The organism is Treponema porcinum, assembly GCF_900167145.1.
In the GTDB taxonomy this organism is placed as follows: Bacteria; Spirochaetota; Spirochaetia; order Treponematales; family Treponemataceae; genus Treponema_D; species Treponema_D porcinum.
The window spans coordinates 6684-30767 of record NZ_FUWG01000003.1 but is presented as its reverse complement, the minus strand read 5'-3'; the positions used below and the strand labels follow the sequence as shown (position 1 = coordinate 30767).

Sequence of the window (24084 nt, the reverse complement as noted above, 5' to 3'; positions counted from 1 at the left end):
TGGAGATTCAATAATATGAAAAAGATTATTTGTGCAGCTGCGCTTGGTGCAGCAGTACTTTCATTTGCGTCAGCTAAAAATTATACAGGCGTAAATGCAGCAGCAATAAAGGATGTTCCTACTGCAACTTCTTTTACAGCTACAACAACAAAAGGCTTGTTCAGTACAGATGTAGATGATTTTATCAGCGTAACAGATTTCTGGGGCGTACAGCCAGAAAAATTCTTCGGCTACTTTGGCTATAACTACAATGATGGACATAAGTACAATAAGAAAGACGGGCTTGGATTCAACTTTGGTTTTGCAAGACAGCTTAAGAAAATGTACGTTGGTGCTTATTTCGGCGGTCAGCTTGACGGTATGAAAATGACTTCTGTATTCGATGATGCATCTGGTGCAGATGAGGTAAACTATACGTATGAGGCAGATGCAAAATATGCATACACAGGTTCTATTCTTCTTGGTGCAGAAAAGTTCGGCGTAAAGGCATCTTTGTACTACAATCCTGTTGGAGGCGTAGGATATCTTCAGAACGTCAAGCCGGATTCTGGTGATGAATCTATTGTTCAGAAAGATACATATGAATTCTACACAGACCTTCAGCTTGGTTTTAACAACAAATATTCTCCGTTCTTCCAGATTGCAGTAGATGCTATGACAGCAAAATACTACGACAATAATGACGGCTATGCAGACAAAGGATTTGCAGACCTGTATCTTCGCGGTGGATTTACACAGAACCTTAAGTCAGAAACAGAAGGTTTCTCTCACAAAGTTTCTTACAATGCTGATACACGCTGGAGAATTACTCCGATTGTACAGAATCAGAACAAAGACGGTTCAGACGAACACCTTGGTGCTGCAAATCATTTGATTCAGCTTTCTGCTGCATACAAAGCAACTGTTGCTGCTACAGACAAACTTACATTGAAGGCAAAATTTGCACTTCCTTTGCAGGTAGGTCTTGTATGGGATGAAGATTATGTGAAACCGATTGACGGAGACAAGACTTATTATACGTCACGCAACTTCAAGACAGACATCGGTTTTGAACCGACCCTTACTTTTGCTGCAACGTATGCTGTAGTTCCTGGTAAATTCCAGTTCAACTGCGGTACAAAAATTACAGTAGGTGATCTTGGATGGAATATCGTTGCAACACAGACAAGAGATGATCCAACTAGCTCTTCTGTAGATTCAACAAGTACAACTGTAGCATTCGGTTTTGATTCAAGCGACTTTGCTACTTCTTGGGATGCAGGATTTACAGCATTCCTTGGAAAGAAAGTTACTGTAGATGCTTCATACAACATTCTTAACAAACTTAACAACAACTCTGTTGACTATTCTAGCAACAATGACATTTGGGAAGTTGTAAAGGATGTATTCGTACAGAAACTTGAGTTCCTTGTTACTGTAAAACTGTAATCTATTAATAATATAGATAGAAAGAGAGCATTTTAAATTTTGAATGTTCGTGCCGCACAGTTATTGTGCGGCATTTTTTTTTGTGTGTCAGGGAAGAGTGGTGGGAGGCGGGACTGCTGCTGTTTCTGCGTGATAAAAAATCCCCTTTCGGGGATTTTTTTTATTCTGCGTTCTGTAACGCTATAATGCCTTAAGTGTCTTTTCGATGCGGGCAATGGATTTTTCTTTTCCTAAAATCCAGATTGAACCGATGAGCGGCGGACTTACCCGGCTTCCTGTTACGGCCATTCTTATAGGCATCATAAAGTCGCCAAGCTTAACGCCAAGTTTTTCTGCTTCTGAACGCGCAGCTTCTTCTGCTTCTTCATGCGTTTTTCCAAAGATGCCGGAAACAAAATCTTTTGCGGCTTCAAGAATTTCTTTTGTTTTTGCCGCATCAAGTTTTTTAGGAATAATCTGGTCTGCCGCAGGAACTTTTGGTTCTGTAAACAGAAAATGTACCATTTCTGCAGCGTCCGTAAGGTATTTAAGGCGTTCTTTTATGAGCGGCATAAGCTGCATAAGGGCCGCCTTTACGTCTGCGCTTGTCATGTTCATGCTTTTATCAACGCAGACTGGTTCTCCGTCATCTCCCATGGCAATTCCGGAATATTCAGGGCCTACATGCGGTGCAGGGAATTCTTCAGAAACGTTTATGTCAAGCGCGGCATCTCCTGTTTTTGTAATGAACGGAAGGACTGCATCGTAAAGTTCTTCGTCGCTCATCATGCGGATATACTGGCCGTTGTACCATTCAAGTTTTTTGTAGTCGAATACAGCAGGACTTTTGTTCAGGTGTTCCAGCTTGAAATTTTTTGCAAGTTCTTCAAGCGTGTACATGTCCTGACCGTCAATGTATGAACAGCCGAGCATTGCAACGTAGTTTATTATTGCTTTTGGAAGGTAGCCGCGTGCGCGGAATTCGTTTACGGAAGTTGCACCGTGACGCTTTGAAAGTTTCTGTCCGTCCTTTCCGTTTACCATAGGAAGGTGGCAGAATTCCGGGTGTTCCCATCCGAATGCGCGGTACATCTGAACGTGAAGCGGTGTTGAAGGAATCCACTCCTGAGCGCGCATAACGTGGCTTATTTTCATAAAATGGTCGTCAACGATATTCGCAAGGTGATACGTCGGAAATCCGTCGCTTTTAAGAAGGACAGGGTCTGGGCTTATGTCTTCGTTTTTCCATTCAATGTCGCCAAGAAGATGGTCGTGGAATTTGGTTACTCCTTCCATAGGAACTTTAAGGCGGATAACGTACGGTTTTCCGGCATCAAGATTTGCCTTTACTTCTTCCGGCGTAAGGTGGCGGCAGTTACGGTCATAACCCGGAGCCATTTTATTTTCTGTCTGAATTTTTCTTATGCGTTCAAGACGTTCGGAATCGCAGAAACAGTAATATGCTTCTCCCTTTTCCACAAGTTCGAAAGCATATTTTTTGTACAGTTCAAAACGTTCGCTCTGAACGTAAGGACCGTATTCTCCGCCTTTATCGCCGCCTTCGTCCCATTCAAGACCAAGCCATGCCATCGTGTCGTAAAGATTCTGCACGTATTTTTCATCGTAGCGGGTGCGGTCTGTATCTTCCAGACGAAGAATGAATTTTCCGCCTTTAGAGCGTGCATAAAGATAATTAAAAAGTGCTGTGCGTACACCGCCGATATGCTGCATACCGGTCGGGGAAGGTGCGTATCTTACGCGGACTTCTTTATTTTCAGCCATAAGAACCTCGATATAAAAAAAACAATTATCCCTATAATAGCGGAAATGCAAATTATACTCAATTGATAATTATCGTTGTCTTCCAATTGTTCCGACTCTGTTCCTCATTGATACGGACGGCGTATAGCGGTAAAATCAGCAATAATATGGATAAATTTAAGACTTTGGTAACGCTCTACCTTACGTTCTGTAAAGTAGGCGTGATGACGTTTGGCGGCGGACTTGCAATGATGCCGATGCTGCAGAAGGAATTGATTGAAAAGCGCGGCTGGATTACGGACGAAGATTTAATAGATTATTATGCAATCGGGCAGTCTACGCCTGGCATTGTGGCGGTAAACGTTTCTACGTTCGTTGGGTATAAGCAAGCCGGAATTGCAGGCGGAATAATTGGAACTGCCGGAATAGTAACGCCGTCGCTCATAATAATTATGGTTCTTGCAAACCTTATAAGTTCGGTGAACGACTATCCGTGGGTGCAGAAAGCCCTTTCCGGCGTAAATGTAGCTGTTGCCGCACTGCTTACAAAAGTAACGCTGAATTTTGCAAAAAACACCGTCAAAAACGTTTTTTCGCTTGCGCTGGCTCTTGTTTCGTTCGTTCTGGTTTATTTTTTTAAGGTGCCGTCTTTTTTCATCATTTTAGGGGCAATTGCGTTAGGTACGGTCATTCATTTTGTAAACGCTTATCTTGATAAAAAAAACAGTGGAGGTCAATAAAATGCCTTCTGTTTCGCTTTTTGAACTTTTCTGCATTTTCTTTTATGTGGGACTTTTTACAATAGGCGGCGGACTTGTTGCCATCACCCTTATGCAGCAGATGATTGTAGAGCGCGGACTTATAAGCCCTGAGCAGTTCTACAATATGGTTGCCATTTCCGAAAGTACGCCGGGACCTATAGGCGTGAATATGGCAACGTACATCGGCTATGAATTGCACGGTATTCCAGGCGGCATAATCGTAACGGTAGGAGAGGTACTTCCTTCTATTATATGTATTCTTATAATTGCGCGCTTTCTTACGTCGTTTCAGAATAGACCGGCGGTAAAAACTGTGTTTACAACTCTGCGTCCGGCGGCTACAGGTCTTGTGCTTGTTGCCGCGGTAAATATTTTTGTACTTGCGCTCCTTTCGATTCCTGAGTCTGCATCAGCCCTTAAAACTCTGGAAGGGTGGAGCGGACTTTTTAAATGGAAGAACATTGCGTTTTACGCCGTCGCAACTGCCGTCGCCCTTAAAACAAAACTACATCCGATTGTTCTTATCCTTTTTGGTGCACTTTTTGGAATTATGTTTTTGTAGGAAAATATTATAATGCATTTGTGCTGTCTTTCTTTTTCCCTTTTGTTGTATTAACCGCTTTTTTTCAGTATTATAGATATGAATTGATTTGACTATTACCTAGTAAATCAGTAGATTTATAACGGCTGGAAACAGAAATTTTATTGACTTGTGGAGAATTTTATGGCATTGCTAGATGTTCAGAATATTTCGGTGCGTGTTGAGGAAAAACAGGTACTCAGTAACGTAAACCTTCAGATACAGAGCGGAGAAACGCACGTACTTTTAGGGCCGAACGGTGCAGGAAAATCTACTCTTGGAAATGCCATTATGGGAAATCCTGTCTATACGCTTACCGGCGGAAAAATTATTTTTGACGGTCAGGATATAACGGAAGAAAAGACAGATAAGCGCGCAAAGGCAGGACTTTTCCTTTCATTCCAGAATCCGCTTGAAGTTCCGGGAATAAGTCTTGAGACGTTCATCAGAAGCGCAATCCAGCAGCGAACCGGCGAGCGCGTAAAACTGTTTCAGTTTCAGAAAGAACTTAAGGCGAATATGGAACTTCTTAATATGGATGCATCTTATGCCGGACGCGATTTGAACGTAGGATTTTCCGGCGGAGAGCGCAAAAAGTCCGAAATCCTCCAGCTTCTTATGCTTAAGCCAAAACTTGCCATTCTTGATGAAACAGATTCCGGTCTTGACGTTGATGCTGTCCGCACGGTTTCTAAAGGAATTGAAGAATATCAGAAAAGGCATGGTGGCGCGCTTTTGATTATTACGCACTCAACGCGGATTCTTGAAAGTCTGAATGTTGACTATACGCACATTCTGGTAAAGGGAACGGTCGTTAAGACCGGCGACGGTTCGTTGGTTCAGAAAATCAATGAGAATGGCTTTGACGAATATATAAAATAATATTATGGCAGAAGAAAAAACACAGATACAGGACATAAACCGCGAATTCTACGATTTCCGCTACGAGGAGTCGGAGAAAGATTTTTACCGCATAGAGGCAGGTCTTTCCCCTGAAATCGTAAAAAAACTCAGTCAGGAAAAAGGCGACCCTGAATGGATGGCGGAATTCCGTCTTAAATCGCTTGAAATCTACAATAAAACGGGTGTTTCTGCTTCCTGGATGCCGGACATTACCGGTCTTAACATGGAAAACATTGCAACTTACGTCCGCCCTAAAACAAAAATGAGCGGCGACTGGAATGACGTTCCGCAGGATATAAAGGACACTTTTGAAAAACTTGGAATTCCAGAGGCGGAAAGAAAGTCTTTGGCCGGTGTAGGCGCGCAGTATGACAGCGAGCTTGTCTATCACAACATTCAGGAAGAAGTTGCAAAGCAGGGTGTTGTCTACCTTGATTTTGAAAGCGCGCTCAAAAGCAGTGAATGGGGCGCGATGGTAAAGGAATATTTTATGACGCTCATTACACCTAAAGACCATAAATTTGCTGCCCTTCACGGTGCCGTTTGGTCAGGCGGTTCGTTTGTATACGTTCCTAAAGGCGTTCACCTTTCGTTTCCGCTTCAGTCTTATTTCAGGCTGAACGCAAAAGGCGCAGGGCAGTTTGAGCATACGCTGATTATCGTTGACGAGGGCGCAGACCTTCACTTTATAGAAGGATGTTCTGCTCCGAAATACAACGTGGCAAATCTTCACGCCGGTGCTGTTGAGCTTTTCGTAAAAAAAGGCGCGCACCTTCGCTATTCTACAATCGAAAACTGGTCTAAGAATATGTACAACCTTAACACCAAGCGCGCACGCGTTGAGGAAGGCGGTACAATCGAATGGATTTCAGGCAGTTTTGGAAGCCACGTTGGCTGTCTCTACCCTGAAAGCGACCTTGTTGGAAAAGGTGCGCGCGCTGAATTTACCGGCGTTACGTTTGCCGGTTCGGGTCAGGATCTTGATACCGGCGCAAAAATGGTTCACCTTGCGCCTGACACTTCAAGCGTAATTACTACAAAATCAATTTCAAAAGGCGGCGGAAAATCTACGTACAGAAGCGCCGTCTATATTGCAAAAAACGCAGAACATTCAAAAGCAAGCGTTTCCTGCCAGTCGCTTATGCTTGATTCAGAAAGCCGCAGCGATACAATTCCTGCAAACGTGGTTCTTAACGATACAAGCGACGTTGGTCACGAGGCAAAAATCGGAAGGATAAGCAATGATGCTGTGTTCTACCTTATGAGCCGGGGAATAAGCGAAGAAGAGGCGCGGAGCATGATTGTTTCAGGTTTTGCAAATCCTGTAAGCAAGGAACTTCCGCTTGAGTATGCAGTAGAAATGAACAACCTTATCCGTCTGGAAATGAAAGGTTCAATGTAAGGAAATATTTATGGAAAAAACAAATCATATAACTGTAAACGAAATTCCTTCCAAGACCTGGAGCTGGCTTAAGATGAACAGGGCGGCTGTTGACGTACCGTCTGCTCTTGAGCCTGTTCTTCCCAAAGTACGCGGAATTTGTGAAGGCGTTTCTTTCAGCGAAAAACCGTCTTTCAAAGAGATGCCGGATGCAGCGTATACAGGAGGCTGCGGTTCTTCTTTTGATGCGCTTTTTGACGGAGTTCAGCCTGTCCTTATTACAGCCGCTTCTGCTTCCGGCGTAAGTTCGGGGGCGGAAAATGCGCCTGTTGTGCTTGACTACAGACTTTCCGGCGGAAAAAGAGCCGCCGCAGCGCAGGATGTTTTTGCAAGGGAAAATTCGTCCGTTACTGTTATAATCGTTTCATCATCAGATAAAGGCGACGGTGGATTTCAGGCGCTCAGGACAAAACTTTATGCGGCGCGCAATGCACATATTCATATTGTTAAAGTTCAGCTTTTGGGCGCGGGGTTTGTGCAGGCTGACGAAACGGCTGGTTTTTGTGAAGAAAACGCGTCCATTGAGGTAACGCACATTATTCTTGGAGGCGCACAGACTTATCTTGGGGCAGGGGCTAACCTTTCCGGCTATAAGTCTGCATTCCGTTCAGATGCCGCGTATCTTTGCGCAGACGGTCAGGTTCTTGATATGAATTATGTTGTCCTTCAGTACGGCAAAAAGTCTGACTGCCAGATGTTTGTAAACGGAACGCTTCGCGGAAACGGAAGAAAAACTTACCGTGGAACAATAGATTTTAAAAACGGCTGTTCAGGCTCAACCGGTAATGAGCAGGAAGAAACTCTTTTGCTTAGCCCGCAGGCGGTGAACAATTCTATTCCTGTAATTTTATGCGATGAAGAGGACGTTTCAGGCGAACACGGTGCTACAATCGGGCGGCTTGGTGATGACGTGCTTTTCTATATGCAGAGCAGGGGAATTCCAAAAGAGTCTGCGGAAAATATAATAGCGCGTGCAAAGGTGCAGGCGCTTTTGGGCAAGATTACTGATGACGTTACGGTGTCTGCCGTTTCTGATTTTATGAACGGACTTTTCGGCGAGGACTAGTGTATGAGCAATTTATATAGAAAAGATTTTCCGATTTTTGACGCGCCGGAAAACAGCGGTCTGATTTATTTTGACAATGCCGCAACTACACAGCGTCCAAAGTGCGTCATTGATGCGGTTTCTGGCTTTTACAAAAAAAATAACGCAAATCCCCTGCGCGGTCTTTATGACTTAAGCGGCAGGGCGACTGAAGCGTATGAAAATGCACGTCATACAACAGCCGACTTTCTGAATGCAAAGGACTGCGAGATTATTTTTACGAGGAACGCAAGCGAGTCGCTTAATCTTGTTGCCTATACCTGGGGAATGGCGAATGTTTCTTCCGGCGATGAAATTGCCGTGTGCATTTCCGAACATCATTCAAACATTCTTCCGTGGCAGATGCTTTCGCAGGCAAAAGGTGCAAAGCTTGTGTTTATGGAATGTAATCCAAAGACGGCAGAACTTCCGGAAACTGAACTTGATAAAATAAACGCCCGGACAAAGCTTGTTGCCGTAGGACACGTAAGCAACGTTCTTGGAATAACTAATCCTGTAAAGGAAATTGCTTCCCGCGCTCACGCCGTTGGTGCAGTCTGCGTTGTTGACGGTGCGCAGGCAGTTCCGCATTTTAAGGTGGACGTAAAGGACATCGGCGCGGATTTTTATGCGTTCAGCGGACACAAAATTTGCGGGCCTATGGGGATTGGCGTTCTTTACGGAAAGAAAGAACTGCTTGAAGAAATGCCGCCTTTTTTGCGCGGCGGAGAAATGATTGAATATGTAACGCGCGAAGGTGCAACATGGGCAGAACTGCCGCATAAATTCGAAGCCGGAACGGTGAATGCGTCCGGGGCAGTCGGTCTTGCAAGCGCGCTTGAATACGTACATCAGATTGGTTTTGACGAAATTGTCCGGCACGACAACAGGCTTACGTCTGTTTTAATGGAAGAAATGAACCGTATTCCGCATGTTTCTGTGGTTGGAAGTGAAAATCCTGAAAAGCACTGCGGAATTGTAACGTTTACTATTGACGGCGTTCATCCGCACGACATTGCAAGCGTCCTTGATTCTGAAAAAATTGCAATCCGCGCCGGTCATCACTGCGCACAGCCGCTTGGTGCATATCTTGGGCTTCCGGCAACAGCACGCGCCAGCCTGTATTTTTACAACACGGAAGAAGAAGTGCGCATTTTTGCCGAAAAACTTAGGAACGTCCGCCGGTGGATGGGCTTTAAGGACTGACATTTTTGGAAACACTGAATGAATCCGGCCTGAGGATTTTTCTGTATTAACCTTGAATTTTACAGGAGTTTTTTGTAACTATGGACACAAAAGAACTGTACCGCGAAATATTGAACGAACATAACTTAAATCCGTCTCATAAAAAAGAGCTTCCGGGCGCGAATTTTACAATGAACGGAATAAATCCCAGCTGCGGCGACAATATTACGCTGAATTTAAAAGTTGAAGACGGCATTATCGTTGACGGTTCTTTTACCGGTTCTGGATGCGCCGTAAGTCAGGCAAGCTGCGATATGATGCTTGACCTTGTTATCGGAAAGACAAAAGAAGAGGCAGAACGTCTTGACGGAATTTTTATGGGAATGATAAAAGGCGAAGCTGACGAAAATCAGATTGAAGAACTTGACGAAGCGGCCGCCCTTCAGGATATTGCGCATATGCCGGCGCGCGTAAAATGTGCCGTACTCGGCTGGCGCACGATGAAAGAACTTTTTGCAAAGGGCGAAGACTGTGCAATGTGCAGTAATCCTAACTGCTGCGGAGTAAAATAGCCGCCGCTATTTCAGACGGCCATAAAATCTACAGAATGTCTATTTTTTCTCCAGCAAGAGCCTTGTTCATGCTCCGTACGGAGCAGAATTTTCCGCACATGCTGCACGTATCGCTGTGGTCGTCCTCCGGCTTTCTGCTGTTTCGTATGCTGCGCGCAGTGTCCGGGTCAATCGCACAGGCAAACTGAGCTTCCCAGTCAAGTGCGCGCCGGGCATCAGCCATTCTGTCATCAATGTCGCGCGCATGCGGAATGCCTTTTGCAATATCGGCAGCGTGTGCTGCAATCCGTGAAGCAATTATTCCCTGCTTTACGTCTTCAACGTTCGGAAGCGCAAGATGTTCCGCCGGCGTTACGTAGCACAAAAACGCCGCTCCGTTCATCGCCGCAACAGCTCCTCCGATTGCAGAAGTTATGTGGTCATATCCCGGCGCAATGTCCGTAACAAGCGGGCCAAGTACGTAAAAAGGTGCACCCATGCATATAGTCTGCTGTACTTTCATATTTGCCGCAATCTGGTCTAGCGGAACGTGACCCGGTCCTTCTACCATCACCTGAACGTTATGTGCCCAGGCGCGCTTTGTAAGTTCACCAAGCCGTACAAGTTCCTCTATCTGGCAAACGTCTGTAGCATCCGCAAGACATCCCGGGCGGCACGCATCTCCAAGAGAAATTGTAACGTCGTATTTTTCGCAGATGTCAAGAATTTCATCATAATATTCGTAGAACGGATTTTCGTTTCCGGTCATGCTCATCCAGGCAAAAACAAGGCTTCCGCCGCGGCTTACTATGTTCATCTTGCGCTTGTGCTGTTTAATCTGCTCGATAGTTTTTTTTGTAATTCCGCAGTGAAGCGTAACAAAATCAACTCCGTCTTCCGCATGCAGGCGTACTACATCAATAAAATCGCGAGCTGTAAGCGTTTCAAGGTCGCGCTGGTAGTGGATTACGCTGTCGTACACAGGAACAGTTCCTATCATCGCAGGACATTCCGACGTAAGTTTCAGGCGGAACGGCTGAGTGTTACCGTGGCTTGAAAGATCCATAATCGCCTCAGCGCCCATATTAACCGCGCTCATTACTTTCTGCATTTCAACATTATAGTCAGTGCAGTCGCGCGAAACTCCAAGATTTACGTTGATTTTTGTGCGCAGCATGCTTCCTACGCCCTCAGGATTAAGGCATGTGTGCTTTTTATTTGCCGGAATTACCGCCTTTCCCTGCGCTACAAGCGCCATAAGCGCGCTTTCTTCCATATATTCCTTCTTTGCTACCGTTTTAAGTTCCGGCGTTACAATTCCTTTCCGCGCCGCGTCCATCTGTGTAGTGTATTCCATTTTTTTCTCCTATAAAAAGTCAAGAAGATTGTTTCGACAATCGATTGACTTTTTATGCCGCTTCGCAATGAAATGAGAAGCGGCAGTTGATAAGGAAGTTCGCAACGCGAACTTGTGAATACGTCGAGTCAAGGCACGCTGTCGCTTAAAGCCTTGACTTCTCCGTTTTTAAGGTTTGTATTAAACCTTAAATAAAAACTTTGACGCTATTTCAGGCAAAGTTTTTATTACACCCTCCTATAGTAAAAATTGCAGAAAAAGATTTTATCTTTCATTTTCTGTCATAACAGGAAGGAGGAAGCCTGCCACCTCCCTCTCCTAGGGGGCGTTTCAGAAGAAACTCCCTAAAACCCCTCAAAGCACCATGTATGATTTAAAGGGCCGCTTCCGTGTCCTAAATCAAGCATTGATTCAAGTGCGCCGGAAATATATTCCTTTGCATGTGATGTAGATTCTGCAAGTGACATTCCTTTTGCAAGGTTTGAAGCAATTGCGCTTGAAAGCGTGCAGCCGGTACCGTGCGTATTCGGATTATCAATGCGCTTTCCTTTTAGCCAGATACAGCCGTCCGAAGAAGCAAGAAAATCGTCTGCCGTCTGAACGTTGTGTCCGCCCTTGCACAGAACGGCGCAGCCGTATTTTTCCATAAGGGAACGCGCCGCCATTTCCATGTCTTCTGCCGTACGTATCGTTATGCCGCATAAAAGTTCTGCTTCCGGAATATTTGGCGTTATAAGTTCTGCGCACGGAAAAAGTAATTTTTTCATTTCTTCGCAGGCATTTTCGTCAATCAGGCGGCTGCCGCTTGTAGCAACCATTACCGGGTCTACTACAACGTGCATAAGGTCAAACTCTCGTATGCACGAGGCAATTACCTCTACGCTTTTTGCAGACGGAATCATTCCTGTTTTTACTGCGCCTGGAACAATGTCCGTTACGCAAGCGCGTATCTGCTCATGTAAAAAATCCGGCGTTACTTCCGAAACTGCAAAAACGCCCGTAGTGTTCTGCGCCGTAAGTGCGGTTATTGCGCTCATTGCGTATACACCATGCGCCGTCATCGTTTTTATGTCCGCCTGAATTCCGGCACCGCCGCTTGAATCGCTCCCTGCAATAGTTAATGCTGTGTACATCTGTTTCTTTTTACCTTCCCGTATTGTTCTGGTTACATCATTGCGCAATTACAAGCGCGCCGTTTTTTACTGTTTCCGTAAAGTCCGCAAGGCTTTCAAGGAACACGCAGCTGTACTCCCTTATTTTGGAAATGTCGTTTCCGCACGAACTGTCGTATACTCCTGCGGTAAAAAAGCCTGCTTCATACGCTGTCCGTATGGGAATAAGCGCATCTTCAAACACGACCGTTTCTTCCGGCGCGGTTTTTAGTAATTCAGCAGCTTTTTGGTAGATAAGCGGCGTTTCCTTTGACGTATTGAGTGCAGGGCATGTAAGCACCGCGCAAAAATACGACTCGATATTAAGGCGCGTAAGGGCAGGGCGGAAAAGCTGTTCCGGCGTTGCAGTAGCAAGCGCGCACGGAATTCCGCGCGAAGAAAGAAAATCAAGCGTTTCCTGTGCGCCGTCCTTAAGCTGAATATGCTTTGCATAATCATCTTGCAGAACCTGCTCAATTCCTTTGCCTATTTCTTCTTCGCTTGCGCTTGGAAAATACGTCTGTTTAAGGTAGAGAGCGCCCTGCGCCATACTCATTCTGTACAGTTTTTCAGAAAGACCTTCTTCCGGCTCAATACCGTGCGCGCGTACAAAATCTTTTCCGCAGTCTTTCCAGAAATTCATGGAATCAAGAAGGGTACCGTCCAAATCAAAAACTGCGCCGCGGATTATGCTCATAAAATTTCTTCCGTCCGTTTTAAAAGTTCCGCCGTTGCATTCTGAATGTCTTTCTGTGCAAAAATTGCGCTTATAACAGAAATTCCTGCAATGCCGGTTCCTTTAAGTTCCCGTACGTTGTCTTTTGTAATTCCGCCGATTGCAACAACAGGAATGGAAACTGCCTTGCAAATGTCCATAAGCGTTTTTCTGTCCAGAACTTCTGCATCATCCTTTGAGCCTGTAGGGAATACTGCGCCGACTCCAAGATAATCTGCGCCGCATTCCTGTGCAAAAAGTGCCTGTTCTACCGTCTGCGTTGAAACTCCCAGAATTTTATCGTTTCCGATTAGGGCGCGCACATCCCGCGCATTCATATCGCTCTGTCCTACATGTACGCCGTCTGCCTCGATTTTTACTGCAAGTTCCACGTTGTCGTTTACGATAAACGGAACATTGTACGAACGGCACAGTGCAAGCAGTTCTTCCGCTTCTAAAAGAAAATCCTTTTCGTTCAGGTCTTTTTCGCGGATTTGAATCATCGTAGCTCCGCCTTTAAGTGCCTTTTCCACCTGACTTTTAAGCGTTTGGCCGTTAAGCCAGTGACGGTCAGTAATTGCGTACAGCGTTAAATCTTTTTGTGCGCACCGTCCGCTTTTTTTGTTTTTCTTAATGGACGATTCAAGGCGTTCAAGTTTTCCGTCCATAGTATTTGTGTAGCCAGGGCGTATGTCTGCCTTAAGTACAAGTTCCGTGCGCAGTCCTTTCTGAGCAAGAACGAACGTAGCATCTTTTACTACGCGCATAACGTCGTCCCATTCGCCTTCAATTTCCGTGAACATTGAATAAGTCCTGTTTTTCAAGCCGGAATTACGTATAATCTGTACAACTTCGGCAACAGCATCAGAAAGTTCTTCTCCTGCTCCGAACGGTGCAACTGAAAATGCTATAAGTGTATTCATTTTATACCTTTCCTTAGGGAAGTACTGATTAACACTTGAAGCGGTTACTCAGCACTTCGCCTGTGTTTACGATAAAATTTCAATGTCTGCATCTTTCATTCTTTCTGCTCTTGTAGTAAGAAGGTAGATGCTGTCTAAAAATGAGGCCTGGAACGTGCCGGGACCTGAACAGTTTTTTTCCGCATCCTTTGCAGCAATGTTGTATACGCTTGTAGCTGTAAGGGATGCAATGAACGGAGATGCTTCCGTACAGTAAACTGCCGTTACTCCACCAAGAGAACAGCCGGCACCCGTAATCATCGGAAGAAAGCGAGAACCGCCGCGGCACAAAACAGAAACAGTTCCGTCTGTAACAAGGTCAGTTTCTCCGCTTACGGAAACAGCGCCGCCTGTATAGCGCGCAATGACCTGTGCCGCTTCTTTTGCCGCAAGCACTTCGTCCGTGGAGTCAACGCCCCGCGCACCTTTTGATTTTGCAGAATCGTCCTTGTCAGAAAGAAGATTCCACAGTTTTGCTACGGCAATAATTTCCGAGGCGTTTCCGCGAATGACGGCCGGCTTATATTCCTTCATAGTACGCAGAAGCTGAGTGCGAAGGCTTCCTATTCCTATTCCTACCGGGTCAAGCACCCAAGGGCATCCTTTTTCAAAAAGAGCCTTGCATGTGCGCGGAAGCGACTGTTCGTACACCGGAAGAAGCGTTCCTGCATTTACGTAGAACGCCTTGCTGACTTCCGCAAGAAATTCTCCCTCATCAGGAAGGTACACCATAGCCGCAGAACCGCCTGCTGCAAGCTGCGCATTAGCCACAAAATTAATTGTTACTGAATTTGTAATTGAAGGAGCCATAGGATTATGCTCCCGTACTTTTTTTACTGCTTCGCACATCTGTGCAGTAAGTTCATTTTTTGTCATCAGCTTTTCCTTATAATTTTTTTCTGAAATGGGCGAAGGAAAAGACAGTACGCGTACAGGACAGGTATAAAGACTTTCCTGTCCTGCACGGTCGGAGCGCATTCCCTACGTTGGCATTATCCAAATCAGGTTTAAGGGTCAAGGCATACAGCCTACTCTCAGCCGGCTTTGCACCAGCTCCCCATCTGCGTTTTTCATTATATAGTGAACGCCTGAAAATTGCAATTTTCAAAAACGTACAAAAAATTACCGCTCGTAGTTTTCTACCTGTTCGGTGATTAGAGGAATAAGCTGCTTTTTGCGGCTTACTACATCCTTTAAAAAGTAGATGTCGTTTTCCAATTTAGGAAATGTAATGAACGGCTGGAATTTCGGGTCGGTAGACATCATCAGTATGCTTGAAAGCTGCGTTATGTCCGTTACTAAAAGAGCTGCAAATACAGCCTTGTTGCTCCGCCGCTCGATTTCCAGTTCAGAAAGAAATTCCTTTTTCCTGTCAAGAATTTCCTTAAGGTTTCCTACTTCAATCTGACTTACCGTGTATACTGATTTATTTTCGCGGTATTCTTTCATATCCTGATGAATGACCTCTGTTGCCGTTCTTCCCTTTATGCGGCTTCCAGCAGTAAGAATTTCCTTTCCAAGTGTCTGAATGTCAAGGTCTGTGATGTTTGAAAGATACTCCGCAGTCTGCCTGTCTATGTCTGTTGTTGTAGTTGACTGAAGAATCAGCGTATCGCTTAAAATTCCGCACAGAAGAATGCTTGCAATTTCCTTTGGAATAGGAATTTTTGCTTCCTGATACAGCGTAGTGATTATTGTTGACGTTGAGCCAATAGGCTTGTTTATGAACGTTATCGGATATGTTGTACTCAAAGGTCCGATTCTGTGATGGTCAATGACTTCCTGAATTTTGTAATGTTCTATTCCTTCTACAGCCTGTGAAAGTTCGTTGTGGTCAACAAGGATAAGCTGGATGTTCGGCTCGTTAGTAAGGTCGTGTTCGGAAATAATGCCGATTACCTTGTTTTCTGCATCAACAACAGGAAGACGGCGGATAGGAGAATCAAGTAGAACCTGCCTGATTTTGGAGATTGTATCTTCCGGGTGAACCGGCTGAATTTCCGGGTCTGCCATAAGGCTTACAGGCGTTGAATATGCAATCATCATCACCGTATCGCTTGTGGTGTACGGACTCATAATGACGCTTACGCCGTTTTGCTGCGCTTTTTCCTTAAGTTCCTTGTTCAGCATATAGCCGGAAGTAATTATGAGAAGCTTTACGCGGCGTTCTATACATGCTTCATAGATTTTTTCGCGGTCGCTAGTGATTACAATGATGTTTTCGCTTTTATGTTCGTCAAGCATTCTTGAAAAAGTATCATCGCTTGCCGCGCCTACAAGAATCGTAGATTTGAAGATTTCTTCCTGATTATGAACGATAAGCGGCTGCGCATTCATTGTGCGGATAATCAGCCCGATGCTTGTTGAAATGCTTACTTTATTTTCAGGGTTCAGAATGTCAAGAAGTTTTTGCGCAAATGCAGAGTAGTGTAAAAGCGACTTGTACTTTCCGTCTTTGTCTACTACAGGAAGGGCGCGAAGGTGAGCACTGTCCATTTCGCCTATTGCCGCCCATACAGACTTGTTTTCGTCTACAACCTGACATTCATCTTCCATATAATATTCAACTTTTGGCGTTAGGTTTGAAATATATTTAGGAGACTGCACGTTGAATTTCTTAAAAATATAATCCGTCTGCGGATTAAAATGTCCCGCCCGCGCTGCCTTATAGTTTTCAAATCCCTGAAGCTGCTTCAGCCGCGCATACGCAGTTGCAGACACAACAGAATCTGTGTCCGGATTTTTATGACCGAAAATATATACTGTTTTTTCCATATAATTATACTATCACAAATCACCGCGCGTGAAAATGAGAAAGAATATTTGTACTTCCGGTGCTTCTTTTAGCCGTCTTTTCTGTTGTCTTGACAATCCTGCGCTGAAAATTGATAATTCAGATATATGCAAGGAACTGTTCTAGCCGGATCTAATAATTTTTTTGAAGTTGAGTGTGATGATGGAATTACGCGGTCGTGTTCCATAAAGGGAAAGGTGCTTAAGTCTGACACCGAATATTATAATCCGCTTGCACCAGGCGATATCGTAGAAATTGAAGCAGACTCTATTGATGAAGAAAAGGGGCAGGTCGTAAGTCTTGTTCCGCGTAAAAATGAATTTGTGCGGTGGAATGTAAAGGGAAGATGTCCGCAGCTTCTTGCGGCAAACGTTGACTATATGATTCTTGTTACTACACCGGCAGAACCGCCGTTCCGTCCCAGGTTTATTGACCGGGAACTTGCTCAGGCAGAAATGCTTGGGCTTACCCCGGTGATTGTGTGCAATAAATACGATTTAATCGGAACTGATGACACAATAGACGTTGATAAATATCTTTCTATATGGGAACAGCTTGGCTACAAGGTTATGCGCATTTCTGCAAAAACAGGCGAGGGTGTTGCAGAATTTGCAGAACTTCTTGAAGACCACCTGAGCGCGCTTGTAGGGCAGTCAGGAGTAGGAAAGTCTAGTCTTGTAAACGTGCTTGACGATACGTGCGTCCTTAAGACAGGAAGCCTTTCTAAAAAATACGGACGGGGAAGCCACACAACAACAAAAGGTACTCTCAACAGGATTCGCCTGAACGTTTCCCTTACGGGCGGAATAAAAGGACGCGTTGCTTCTATAATAGATACTCCAGGAATACGCCGATTTATGCTCCACGGAATTGAAGCGGAAGACCTGGCCTTGTATTTTAAGGAATTCAAGCCGTTTTTAGGACAGTGCACTTTTGGAATGAGCTGTTCGCACACTCACGAAAACGGCTGCCGTATCCGTAAGGCTGTTGAAGACGGCGAAATTACGGCGGAACGCTACGACAGCTGGCTTCGCATTATGGAACAGATAAAAAACAAGACGTGGGAAGACTAGGTTTGTTTTAACCCTTAATGTAGCCTGCGCCGGTACAGCCGGTAGAATTACTGCAAACAAATGGATAAAAAAACTTTAACAGAATTAGATTTTTACAGAATACGTGATGAAATAGCCGGCTTTTGCGTAAGTGAAGAAGGCGCTTATATGCTTTCACATCTTGAGCCTCTTTCAAAAAGCGATGAAATTGAGGCGCGGAAGAATTTAAGCCGTGAATGGTTTACCTACATTCATACGGCGCGGAACAATGCGCTTAATTCATGGCAGCCGGTTTTTCCTGTTTTCAAGATGATTTCCGTGCAGGGAGCAGCCGTAAGCCTTGAGCAGCTGCATTCTGTCCTTCAGTTCTGCGTTGCCGTAAAGAACGTTACAGATGCCGTTTTGAATGCGGAAGAAGAACTGAACCTAAAATCGCTTGCATCCCTTGTGCGCTCAATACCTGATATTTCTAGTGTATACGGTGAAATAAACCGCATTATGACTTCTGACGGACAGCTTAGGGATTTACCGGAACTTCGCGCTATCCGTGCAAAAATTGCAGAACTTAATGCAAAAATAAAAAGTATCCTGCGCTCGTTTACATCCGGCACAAAATACGCAGACATTCTGGAATCTGCTGTTCCTGTGCTTAAAAACGGACGGCAGGTGCTTGCAGTAAAATCAAACAGGCGCGCTTCCGTTCCCGGAATAATTCACGAAGTTTCGCACACAGGGCAGACTGTATTCATCGAGCCGGAAGAAAGCGTGCGGTGCAGTAACGAACTTGTAGAGGCGGAATTTGAACTTCAGGCGGAAATACGGCGCATTATCGTAGACGTAGTTTCAAAAATCGCACCTTTTTCTTTTGATTTGGTGCAGGCTTTAAAAATTATGGAAAAACTTGACGGAACGCGCGCAGCTGCCGCATGGGGAAAGGCAAACGGCTGTGTTTTTGCCGATACGTGTAAGGAAGAACCGCTCCTGCTTATTGGCGCGCGTCATCCGCTTTTAGGTGAAAAGGCTGTTCCTGTAGACATTCGCTTTATGGAAGGAAAGCGCATCCTTATAATTACAGGCCCTAACACCGGCGGAAAAACCGTTACGCTTAAGACAATTGCACTTTTTGCGCTTTTAAATCAGTGCGGTTTTCCTGTTCCTGCAAAAGAAGGTTCGCGCCTTCCTGTATTCAGCGGAATTTATGCGGACATAGGCGACGAACAATCTCTTGACCAGTCTCTTTCTACGTTCAGCGGACACATGAAGAATATAGCGCGCGCAGTCCGCTGTGCCGGTGAATCGTCACTAGTGCTTTTGGACGAACTTGGAAGCGGAACTGACCCGCAGGAAGGAGCAGCCGTTTCTATGGCAGTGCTTGACCGTCTTATCGAAAAAAAATCTTTCGTGCTTATAACGACTCATCAGGGAATAATAAAAAACTACGGCTATACGCACCCCGAATGTATAAATGCATCCGTAGAGTTCAACAGCGATACCCTTAGTCCTACATACCGCCTTATGATGGGCATTCCCGGCGAAAGTCACGCACTTGAAATTGCAGAAAAATCAGGTCTTCCAAAAGACATTGTTCAGAAAGCCAGGGACTATATCGTAAGCGAAAAGGCAGACGTTTCTTCCCTTATAAAAGGGCTTACCCAAAAGCATGCCGAACTTGACGGACTTTTAGCCGAAATAAAGGAACGCGAAGAAGCACTTTTGGAAAGCATACGCAAAAATGACCTTAAAGCCTTGCAGCTCAGGCAGAAAGAACACGAAATAAAAAAAGGAATTCAGCGTGAAGCAGAGGATTTTCTTGTGCAGACCAGAAAAGACCTTGAAAATCTTGTGCGCGTTCTTAAAGAGGGTGAAGTTACGCGTGAAAAAACGCTTGGCGTAAGGAAATTTATTTCTGATTTTACGGCAGCTGTTTCTGAAAGGGATGAAAAACTTTCTGAAGAAGAACATAAGATTGCAGAAGAAACGCTCCGCCTTGAAAACGAGGAAAAAAAGCGCATTTCTCATAAACCTTCAAAAAAAAGGATGAAAACGTCCGATGCGCTTAAAAATGCAGTAAGCATTTCTTCTTCTGTAATGCAGGAAAACAGCGCATTGCAAAAAGAACCTGTGTTTGAACCGGGCGCGGAAGTAAAATCTGTTTCTTCAAATCAGACAGGCATCATTGACGCGCCCGCCGGAAAAGGCAGGTGGACGGTGCTTTTCGGAAGCATAAAAATGACCCTGCGCCAGAGCGAACTTGTTCTTGTGAAAAATAGAACTGCACTCAAACCTTCGGTAAGTTATTCCGTTGACCTAGCTGAATCTGGCAGTGCAGAAGAAAAACCAGCCTTTGAACTAAGGCTTCTTGGGCTTCGTGCAGAAGAAGCCGTGCGTGCGCTTGAACGTCAGCTTGATTTGTGTGCGCTTAATAATTTCAGGCAGTTCAGCATCATTCACGGAAAAGGTTCCGGCGTACTTCAGCAGACAGTTCATGACTACCTTTCAAACTGTCCGTCCGTACTGAACTTTACATTTGCACCGCCGGAAGACGGCGGTTTTGGAAAAACTTACGTGTCGCTTCGGTAACTGTTTTTTTTAAGGAATTCTTAGGTTCATTAACGCTGTTTTTCAAGAATAAAAAGATATTCGCTTACGTGAATAGACCGGTTTTTTAAGTTGCGGCTTCCCCTGAACGTATTATATTTTATTTCCACCGTTTTAAGCGGCCCGTAAGATTCAAGCATCCGTTCCATTTCATCAAACGATATGAATCCTTCTGAATTGTACGAAATAATGATGAATTTAGAATCGATTGTCTGTATGATTTTTTCAAGAGAAGAAAGAGCCGCAGCTTTTTTATTGAACAAAGAACGGTTCCAGTTGTTCGGAATGCCGGAAACTCTGCTTGTTTCTGCATCGATTTTGTTCTTTGCTATAAGATTGAGCATAAAATAGTTAGAACCGTAAGGATGCTGGTTGTACGGCGGATCAAGATACGTCATGTCTATGCCGGATAGTTTTTCTGCAAGTAAAATTGTGTCTTCCTGATGGATTTCGCACTGGCAGGAAAAATTACTGAAAACCGGTTCTTTAAGCTGAATTATGCCTTCTATGCGGGAAAGTGCATTTTTTCCCTTTCCGCCAAAGCATCCGATTCCAGTTGTACTGTCTTTGTAGAACCCCTTGAATACGCCGCTTGTGTTTACGTGTACCGAAGCTTCCGTAATCAGCGGCGCAAGGAAGAACCTGCGGTATTTTTCATCAGCAATGTCTTCGATGAGCGCGCGGTATGTGTCTATGAGCAGCGCATTCTGCCTGGTGTAGAATGCCCGTTCGTCTTTCTGGATGTTCCGGTCGTCCTTGGGCGCATAGTTTTGCGAGATAATTCCCTCTTGAGGAGTTTTTTCTGCCTCAGAAAGAATTTTTTTACGGAAGTCAGCGTATTTTTCCCGGCTGAAATCTTCTTTATTTGTAAGGTAGCAGGAGTTTATGATGAACGAATAGTTTTCAAGGTCGTTTACGATAAGCCGGGATGAATGAGATTTTAACATTCTGGATACGATTCCAGAGCCGGAAAATAAGTCTGCGCATACAAGCTTTTCCTTTCTAAGGACGCTTTTTATTTCCTTAATCTGGCTTTCTATATCGTATATGAGCGTCCGCTTGTTTCCGATATACGTAATAATCTGAGAAGTAAGAAATTCAGGATTTTCAAAAGCAGTGTCCATAGTTATTCCCATTTTGGAATTCCGCCGAAGGTTCCTTCCATATAATTCTCATCCATAACCTTATCTATGCGTACCTGCTGTTCATTAAAGCTGGACAGTTTGCTTGAACCGTCATCATTATTGTCGCATATCCATACTTCATCACGGCGCAGGAATTCATGTTTCATAAGGCGGGTTTCGTGAGTAGTAACGATAAGCTGCACGTTTCTGTCTTTTGCAAGCTTTAAAAACATTTCTACAAATTTAATCGTCAAAAGCGGATGCATGCAGCGGCTTATTTCGTCAATTACAAAAACTTTGTTCTTGACAGTAAGAAGAACATCAAGCAGCTGGAACAGGCGGTAAGTACCGTCACTTTCACGGCGCATTTCGTATGCTACGCGTTCGTTTCCGTATTGGTGTATGAATTTAAGCACGTAAAATTTTACGGTTCCGCTCTTATCCATTTTTATTGTAAATATATTTGCCCTGTTGCGTATGACCGCAGACCATTCTTTTTTTTCTTTTGTAAAAAGGTTGTTTGTCCGTACAAGGTTTATCTGAAGGTCTATATTTGCCCGGTCAATTACAGAAAGATTTGATTTTACAAAATCTTCGCTTACTTCCTTTTTCTCTATATCAACAATACCAGTCTTGAAAAAATTAAGGTAATCGGCATATTTCTTAAGAGTCATAGATTCGTATAAAAGGGCAGTGTCGCTTATAGGTTGTTCCGGGTAGATTACCTCAAAATGTACGGCGAACCATTCAAATATCTTTTTAAGAATTACAGCCTTAGGATTCTTTTCATAGAACGATTTTGTATTGTGGTTCATACAGTAAAGAAAAGGGCTTTCTCCGCCTGAAAAAACATTTGAAAGGACGGTTATTTCCTCGCAGTCAGAAAGAACTGAGCCGAACTTAATTTTTGCCCCTGCCTCGTCTTTGTTAAAAAGGTAATGCTTGTTTTCTCCTTTTGTAAAAAACAGCCATTCTGATACAACAATCCTGCGCTGCATGTCGATTTTAAGTCCGTAGGTGTACGGAATGTCATCTACAAGAAAGGTGATCTCAAAAAAAGACGGTTTTCCAATATTCTGCTTTTTTATACGGCAGTACAGTTCTGCTGAATTCTGAGCCAGCTGTCCTGTAAGGATAAAACTGCGTACAACATTCATTGCTTTAAAAAGATTTGATTTTCCGGCACTGTTTGCACCGTAAATGGCAGCAAATTTAAGGATTGTTCCGGCATTTTCAGAATAGAAAAGATGGTCTTTTTTTGTACGGAGTTTTTTTCCGCTCTTTAAATTAAGAGTCTGAACGGAATCATACGAAAGAAAATTTCCGCAGGAAAAGGATATAAGCATTTTTCCTCCAATAATTATACTCTCAATAGTAAAAAAGTTTTTTTTCGTAATGTTCGAATAGTATATATTATTTTCGGTATGTTTCAAGTATTTCTTTAGAAAAAAATAAACAATAATTCGATTTTTACGAATTATTGTTTGACAATTTCCTGCAGGAAGTGTATATTTGTGTTGTAAGTTAATTCGATTTTTACGAATTAACTAAGGAGGTTCAAAATGATAGATTAAAAAAGGCACTGCCGGCCTTAAAAAGAACGGCAGAGGGACAAAAAGAAATGGACAGAAGTTTTCTGAAAATCTGTTTCTTTTTTTGAATGGTGGATAAGGTCAGTAACAGAATCAGGCCTTTTATATAAAGATGTGTGGCTAAATTATAAAATGGAAGTATAAAAAGCATACATCTACTTATTATTCATATATAGGAGATGACCATATGAATATCAATACATTGAATGCTGTTCAGATTGAACACAAATCTAATGAAGTGCCGTTTGCACTCTATAAAAATAATCTGGGAAATACACCTTCGTATTTTGCACGTGTAATAAGTCAGGGAACATGTACCGTTGACGACCTTGCCTGTGACATAATAAGTTCAGGCATTGCAGGTGATTTTTCAAAAGAAAAGCTTCTTGAAGCAGCCGCACTTTTCAGAAGTGCAAAAATTGCCAGAATTCTTACTGGTTGTACAGTTGATGACGGAATTACAAGGTGCTGGTTGAGTCTTTCAGGAACATTTAATACCCAAAATGATTCTTACAGTACAGAGCGTCATTCACTTTCTTTGACCTCAACCGTAAGTTCAAAAGTTAAGGATATTCTTCAAAAAGTAACTCCCGTAATCCGCAGGGGAAACTCGATTGTTCCTGTTATTACAGAAGTATTTGACCTTGAAACAAAGGGAAGCGAAGTACTTACCCGTAACGGTTTTCTTGAAATAAAGGGTACTAACATTGCTGTTCAGGGACAAAACGAAGAAGTCGGACTGTATTTTGTAAATACAGAAGATGAATCCAAAAATGTAAAGCTTGGTGCAGAAAAACTTGGACGTAACACATCAGGTTCTTTGTGTTGTGTAGTTCCTTCTGAACTGGAGGAGGGAACATACAGGCTTATGATACGGACTCAGAGTTTATCTGGAAAAGTACTGTCAAAAGAAATAAAGGAATGTATTACGGAACGGACATTCCGCATCGGCTGAAAAACATCATCACTTGATTAAATTATTGTAGTGAAAAAAAGGCTGCCCGTTTTACGGGCAGCCTTTTTTTCAGGCTGAATTTAAAAGTAAATTCAGGCTGAATTTAAAAGT

At 43.8% G+C, this 24084-nt stretch carries 20 protein-coding genes and 1 riboswitch; of the genes, 11 read left to right on the top strand and 9 right to left on the bottom strand.

Features of this window, described 5'->3' with window-relative positions:
* Positions 1–15: 15 nt before the first annotated feature.
* Positions 16–1428, top strand: coding sequence for a TDE2508 family outer membrane beta-barrel protein (locus tag B5D55_RS01900; RefSeq protein ID WP_078932302.1), 1413 nt, complete (start codon positions 16–18; stop codon positions 1426–1428).
* Between the two features lie 180 nt (positions 1429–1608).
* On the opposite strand, the gene gltX is transcribed toward B5D55_RS01900, so the two are convergent.
* On the bottom strand, positions 1609–3189 hold the full coding sequence (gene gltX, locus B5D55_RS01895; protein WP_078932301.1) for a glutamate--tRNA ligase: 1581 nt from the start codon (positions 3187–3189) through the stop codon (positions 1609–1611).
* 146 nt (positions 3190–3335) lie between these two features.
* Between gltX and B5D55_RS01890 the strand changes: the two genes are divergently transcribed.
* From B5D55_RS01890 to sufU, 7 genes are all read left to right on the top strand, one after another.
* Positions 3336–3908: a chromate transporter gene (locus B5D55_RS01890; RefSeq protein ID WP_078932300.1), complete on the top strand. Its 573-nt coding sequence runs from the start codon at positions 3336–3338 to the stop codon at positions 3906–3908.
* Between the two features lies 1 nt (position 3909).
* Entirely contained in the window at positions 3910–4491 is a 582-nt protein-coding gene (locus tag B5D55_RS01885; protein WP_078932299.1) for a chromate transporter, read from the top strand.
* A gap of 162 nt (positions 4492–4653) precedes the next feature.
* Positions 4654–5391, top strand: coding sequence for a Fe-S cluster assembly ATPase SufC (gene sufC, locus B5D55_RS01880; protein ID WP_078932298.1), 738 nt, complete (start codon positions 4654–4656; stop codon positions 5389–5391).
* A 4-nt stretch (positions 5392–5395) separates the two neighbouring features.
* Complete coding sequence (sufB, locus tag B5D55_RS01875; protein WP_078932297.1) at positions 5396–6814, top strand: Fe-S cluster assembly protein SufB; 1419 nt, start codon at positions 5396–5398, stop codon at positions 6812–6814.
* A 10-nt stretch (positions 6815–6824) separates the two neighbouring features.
* A complete protein-coding gene (locus B5D55_RS01870) occupies positions 6825–7919 on the top strand; it encodes a SufB/SufD family protein (protein WP_078932296.1) in 1095 nt (364 codons plus the stop codon).
* 3 nt (positions 7920–7922) lie between these two features.
* Positions 7923–9143 carry an aminotransferase class V-fold PLP-dependent enzyme gene (locus B5D55_RS01865; protein ID WP_078932295.1) on the top strand — a complete coding sequence of 407 codons (1221 nt, stop codon included), beginning with the start codon at positions 7923–7925 and terminating at the stop codon, positions 9141–9143.
* Positions 9144–9223: 80 nt separating this feature from the next.
* Positions 9224–9694, top strand: a complete 471-nt coding sequence (gene sufU, locus B5D55_RS01860) for a Fe-S cluster assembly sulfur transfer protein SufU (protein ID WP_078932294.1) — start codon at positions 9224–9226, stop codon at positions 9692–9694.
* Between the two features lie 28 nt (positions 9695–9722).
* Here sufU and thiC read toward each other — a convergent pair whose 3' ends face one another.
* The 6 genes from thiC to B5D55_RS01830 all read right to left on the bottom strand — a co-directional run bounded on the left by thiC (position 9723) and on the right by B5D55_RS01830 (position 16633).
* On the bottom strand, positions 9723–11030 hold the full coding sequence (gene thiC, locus B5D55_RS01855) for a phosphomethylpyrimidine synthase ThiC (RefSeq protein WP_078932293.1): 1308 nt from the start codon (positions 11028–11030) through the stop codon (positions 9723–9725).
* A 344-nt stretch (positions 11031–11374) separates the two neighbouring features.
* A complete protein-coding gene (gene thiD, locus B5D55_RS01850; protein WP_078932500.1) occupies positions 11375–12163 on the bottom strand; it encodes a bifunctional hydroxymethylpyrimidine kinase/phosphomethylpyrimidine kinase in 789 nt (262 codons plus the stop codon).
* Positions 12164–12200: 37 nt separating this feature from the next.
* Positions 12201–12878 (bottom strand): HAD family hydrolase, encoded by a 678-nt coding sequence (locus B5D55_RS01845; protein ID WP_078932292.1) that lies wholly within the window; start codon positions 12876–12878, stop codon positions 12201–12203.
* Positions 12875–13819: a thiamine phosphate synthase gene (gene thiE / locus B5D55_RS01840; protein ID WP_078932291.1), complete on the bottom strand. Its 945-nt coding sequence runs from the start codon at positions 13817–13819 to the stop codon at positions 12875–12877. The genes B5D55_RS01845 and thiE overlap by 4 nt, the downstream gene beginning before the upstream one ends.
* A gap of 66 nt (positions 13820–13885) precedes the next feature.
* The gene (locus B5D55_RS01835) at positions 13886–14734 is read right to left on the bottom strand and encodes a hydroxyethylthiazole kinase (RefSeq protein ID WP_078932499.1); all 849 of its coding nucleotides are present in this window, start codon (positions 14732–14734) and stop codon (positions 13886–13888) included.
* Positions 14735–14818: 84 nt separating this feature from the next.
* Positions 14819–14928, bottom strand: a riboswitch (TPP riboswitch).
* Positions 14929–14980: 52 nt separating this feature from the next.
* On the bottom strand, positions 14981–16633 hold the full coding sequence (locus B5D55_RS01830; RefSeq protein ID WP_078932290.1) for a putative manganese-dependent inorganic diphosphatase: 1653 nt from the start codon (positions 16631–16633) through the stop codon (positions 14981–14983).
* Between the two features lie 126 nt (positions 16634–16759).
* On the opposite strand from B5D55_RS01830, the gene rsgA reads away from it, so the two are divergent.
* Positions 16760–17725 (top strand): ribosome small subunit-dependent GTPase A, encoded by a 966-nt coding sequence (rsgA, locus tag B5D55_RS01825; RefSeq protein ID WP_078932289.1) that lies wholly within the window; start codon positions 16760–16762, stop codon positions 17723–17725.
* Positions 17726–17785: 60 nt separating this feature from the next.
* Positions 17786–20284, top strand: a complete 2499-nt coding sequence (locus B5D55_RS01820) for an endonuclease MutS2 (RefSeq protein ID WP_078932288.1) — start codon at positions 17786–17788, stop codon at positions 20282–20284.
* A gap of 29 nt (positions 20285–20313) precedes the next feature.
* Here B5D55_RS01820 and B5D55_RS01815 read toward each other — a convergent pair whose 3' ends face one another.
* Complete coding sequence (locus B5D55_RS01815; protein ID WP_234975358.1) at positions 20314–21438, bottom strand: DNA adenine methylase; 1125 nt, start codon at positions 21436–21438, stop codon at positions 20314–20316.
* Complete coding sequence (locus tag B5D55_RS01810) at positions 21429–22772, bottom strand: AAA family ATPase (protein ID WP_078932287.1); 1344 nt, start codon at positions 22770–22772, stop codon at positions 21429–21431. Before B5D55_RS01810 ends, B5D55_RS01815 begins: the two co-directional genes overlap by 10 nt.
* Positions 22773–23205: 433 nt before the next feature.
* On the opposite strand from B5D55_RS01810, the gene B5D55_RS01805 reads away from it, so the two are divergent.
* Complete coding sequence (locus B5D55_RS01805) at positions 23206–23973, top strand: DUF4469 domain-containing protein (protein ID WP_078932286.1); 768 nt, start codon at positions 23206–23208, stop codon at positions 23971–23973.
* The last annotated feature ends 111 nt before the right edge of the window (positions 23974–24084 follow it).

Bases quoted from the DNA above. Each gene is read 5' to 3' on its own strand.
- rsgA (WP_078932289.1), top strand. From the start codon at position 16,760: ATGCAAGGAACTGTTCTAGCCGGATCTAATAATTTTTTTGAAGTTGAG.
- B5D55_RS01890 (WP_078932300.1), top strand. From the start codon at position 3,336: ATGGATAAATTTAAGACTTTGGTAACGCTCTACCTTACGTTCTGTAAA.
- B5D55_RS01810 (WP_078932287.1), bottom strand. From the start codon at position 22,772: ATGCTTATATCCTTTTCCTGCGGAAATTTTCTTTCGTATGATTCCGTT.
- B5D55_RS01835 (WP_078932499.1), bottom strand. From the start codon at position 14,734: ATGACAAAAAATGAACTTACTGCACAGATGTGCGAAGCAGTAAAAAAA.
- B5D55_RS01900 (WP_078932302.1), top strand. From the start codon at position 16: ATGAAAAAGATTATTTGTGCAGCTGCGCTTGGTGCAGCAGTACTTTCA.
- B5D55_RS01830 (WP_078932290.1), bottom strand. From the start codon at position 16,633: ATGGAAAAAACAGTATATATTTTCGGTCATAAAAATCCGGACACAGAT.
- B5D55_RS01845 (WP_078932292.1), bottom strand. From the start codon at position 12,878: ATGAGCATAATCCGCGGCGCAGTTTTTGATTTGGACGGTACCCTTCTT.
- sufC (WP_078932298.1), top strand. From the start codon at position 4,654: ATGGCATTGCTAGATGTTCAGAATATTTCGGTGCGTGTTGAGGAAAAA.
- B5D55_RS01805 (WP_078932286.1), top strand. From the start codon at position 23,206: ATGAATATCAATACATTGAATGCTGTTCAGATTGAACACAAATCTAAT.
- thiE (WP_078932291.1), bottom strand. From the start codon at position 13,819: ATGAATACACTTATAGCATTTTCAGTTGCACCGTTCGGAGCAGGAGAA.
- thiC (WP_078932293.1), bottom strand. From the start codon at position 11,030: ATGGAATACACTACACAGATGGACGCGGCGCGGAAAGGAATTGTAACG.
- B5D55_RS01815 (WP_234975358.1), bottom strand. From the start codon at position 21,438: ATGGGAATAACTATGGACACTGCTTTTGAAAATCCTGAATTTCTTACT.
- B5D55_RS01870 (WP_078932296.1), top strand. From the start codon at position 6,825: ATGGAAAAAACAAATCATATAACTGTAAACGAAATTCCTTCCAAGACC.
- B5D55_RS01820 (WP_078932288.1), top strand. From the start codon at position 17,786: ATGGATAAAAAAACTTTAACAGAATTAGATTTTTACAGAATACGTGAT.
- thiD (WP_078932500.1), bottom strand. From the start codon at position 12,163: ATGTACACAGCATTAACTATTGCAGGGAGCGATTCAAGCGGCGGTGCC.
- B5D55_RS01865 (WP_078932295.1), top strand. From the start codon at position 7,923: ATGAGCAATTTATATAGAAAAGATTTTCCGATTTTTGACGCGCCGGAA.
- gltX (WP_078932301.1), bottom strand. From the start codon at position 3,189: ATGGCTGAAAATAAAGAAGTCCGCGTAAGATACGCACCTTCCCCGACC.
- B5D55_RS01885 (WP_078932299.1), top strand. From the start codon at position 3,910: ATGCCTTCTGTTTCGCTTTTTGAACTTTTCTGCATTTTCTTTTATGTG.
- sufU (WP_078932294.1), top strand. From the start codon at position 9,224: ATGGACACAAAAGAACTGTACCGCGAAATATTGAACGAACATAACTTA.
- sufB (WP_078932297.1), top strand. From the start codon at position 5,396: ATGGCAGAAGAAAAAACACAGATACAGGACATAAACCGCGAATTCTAC.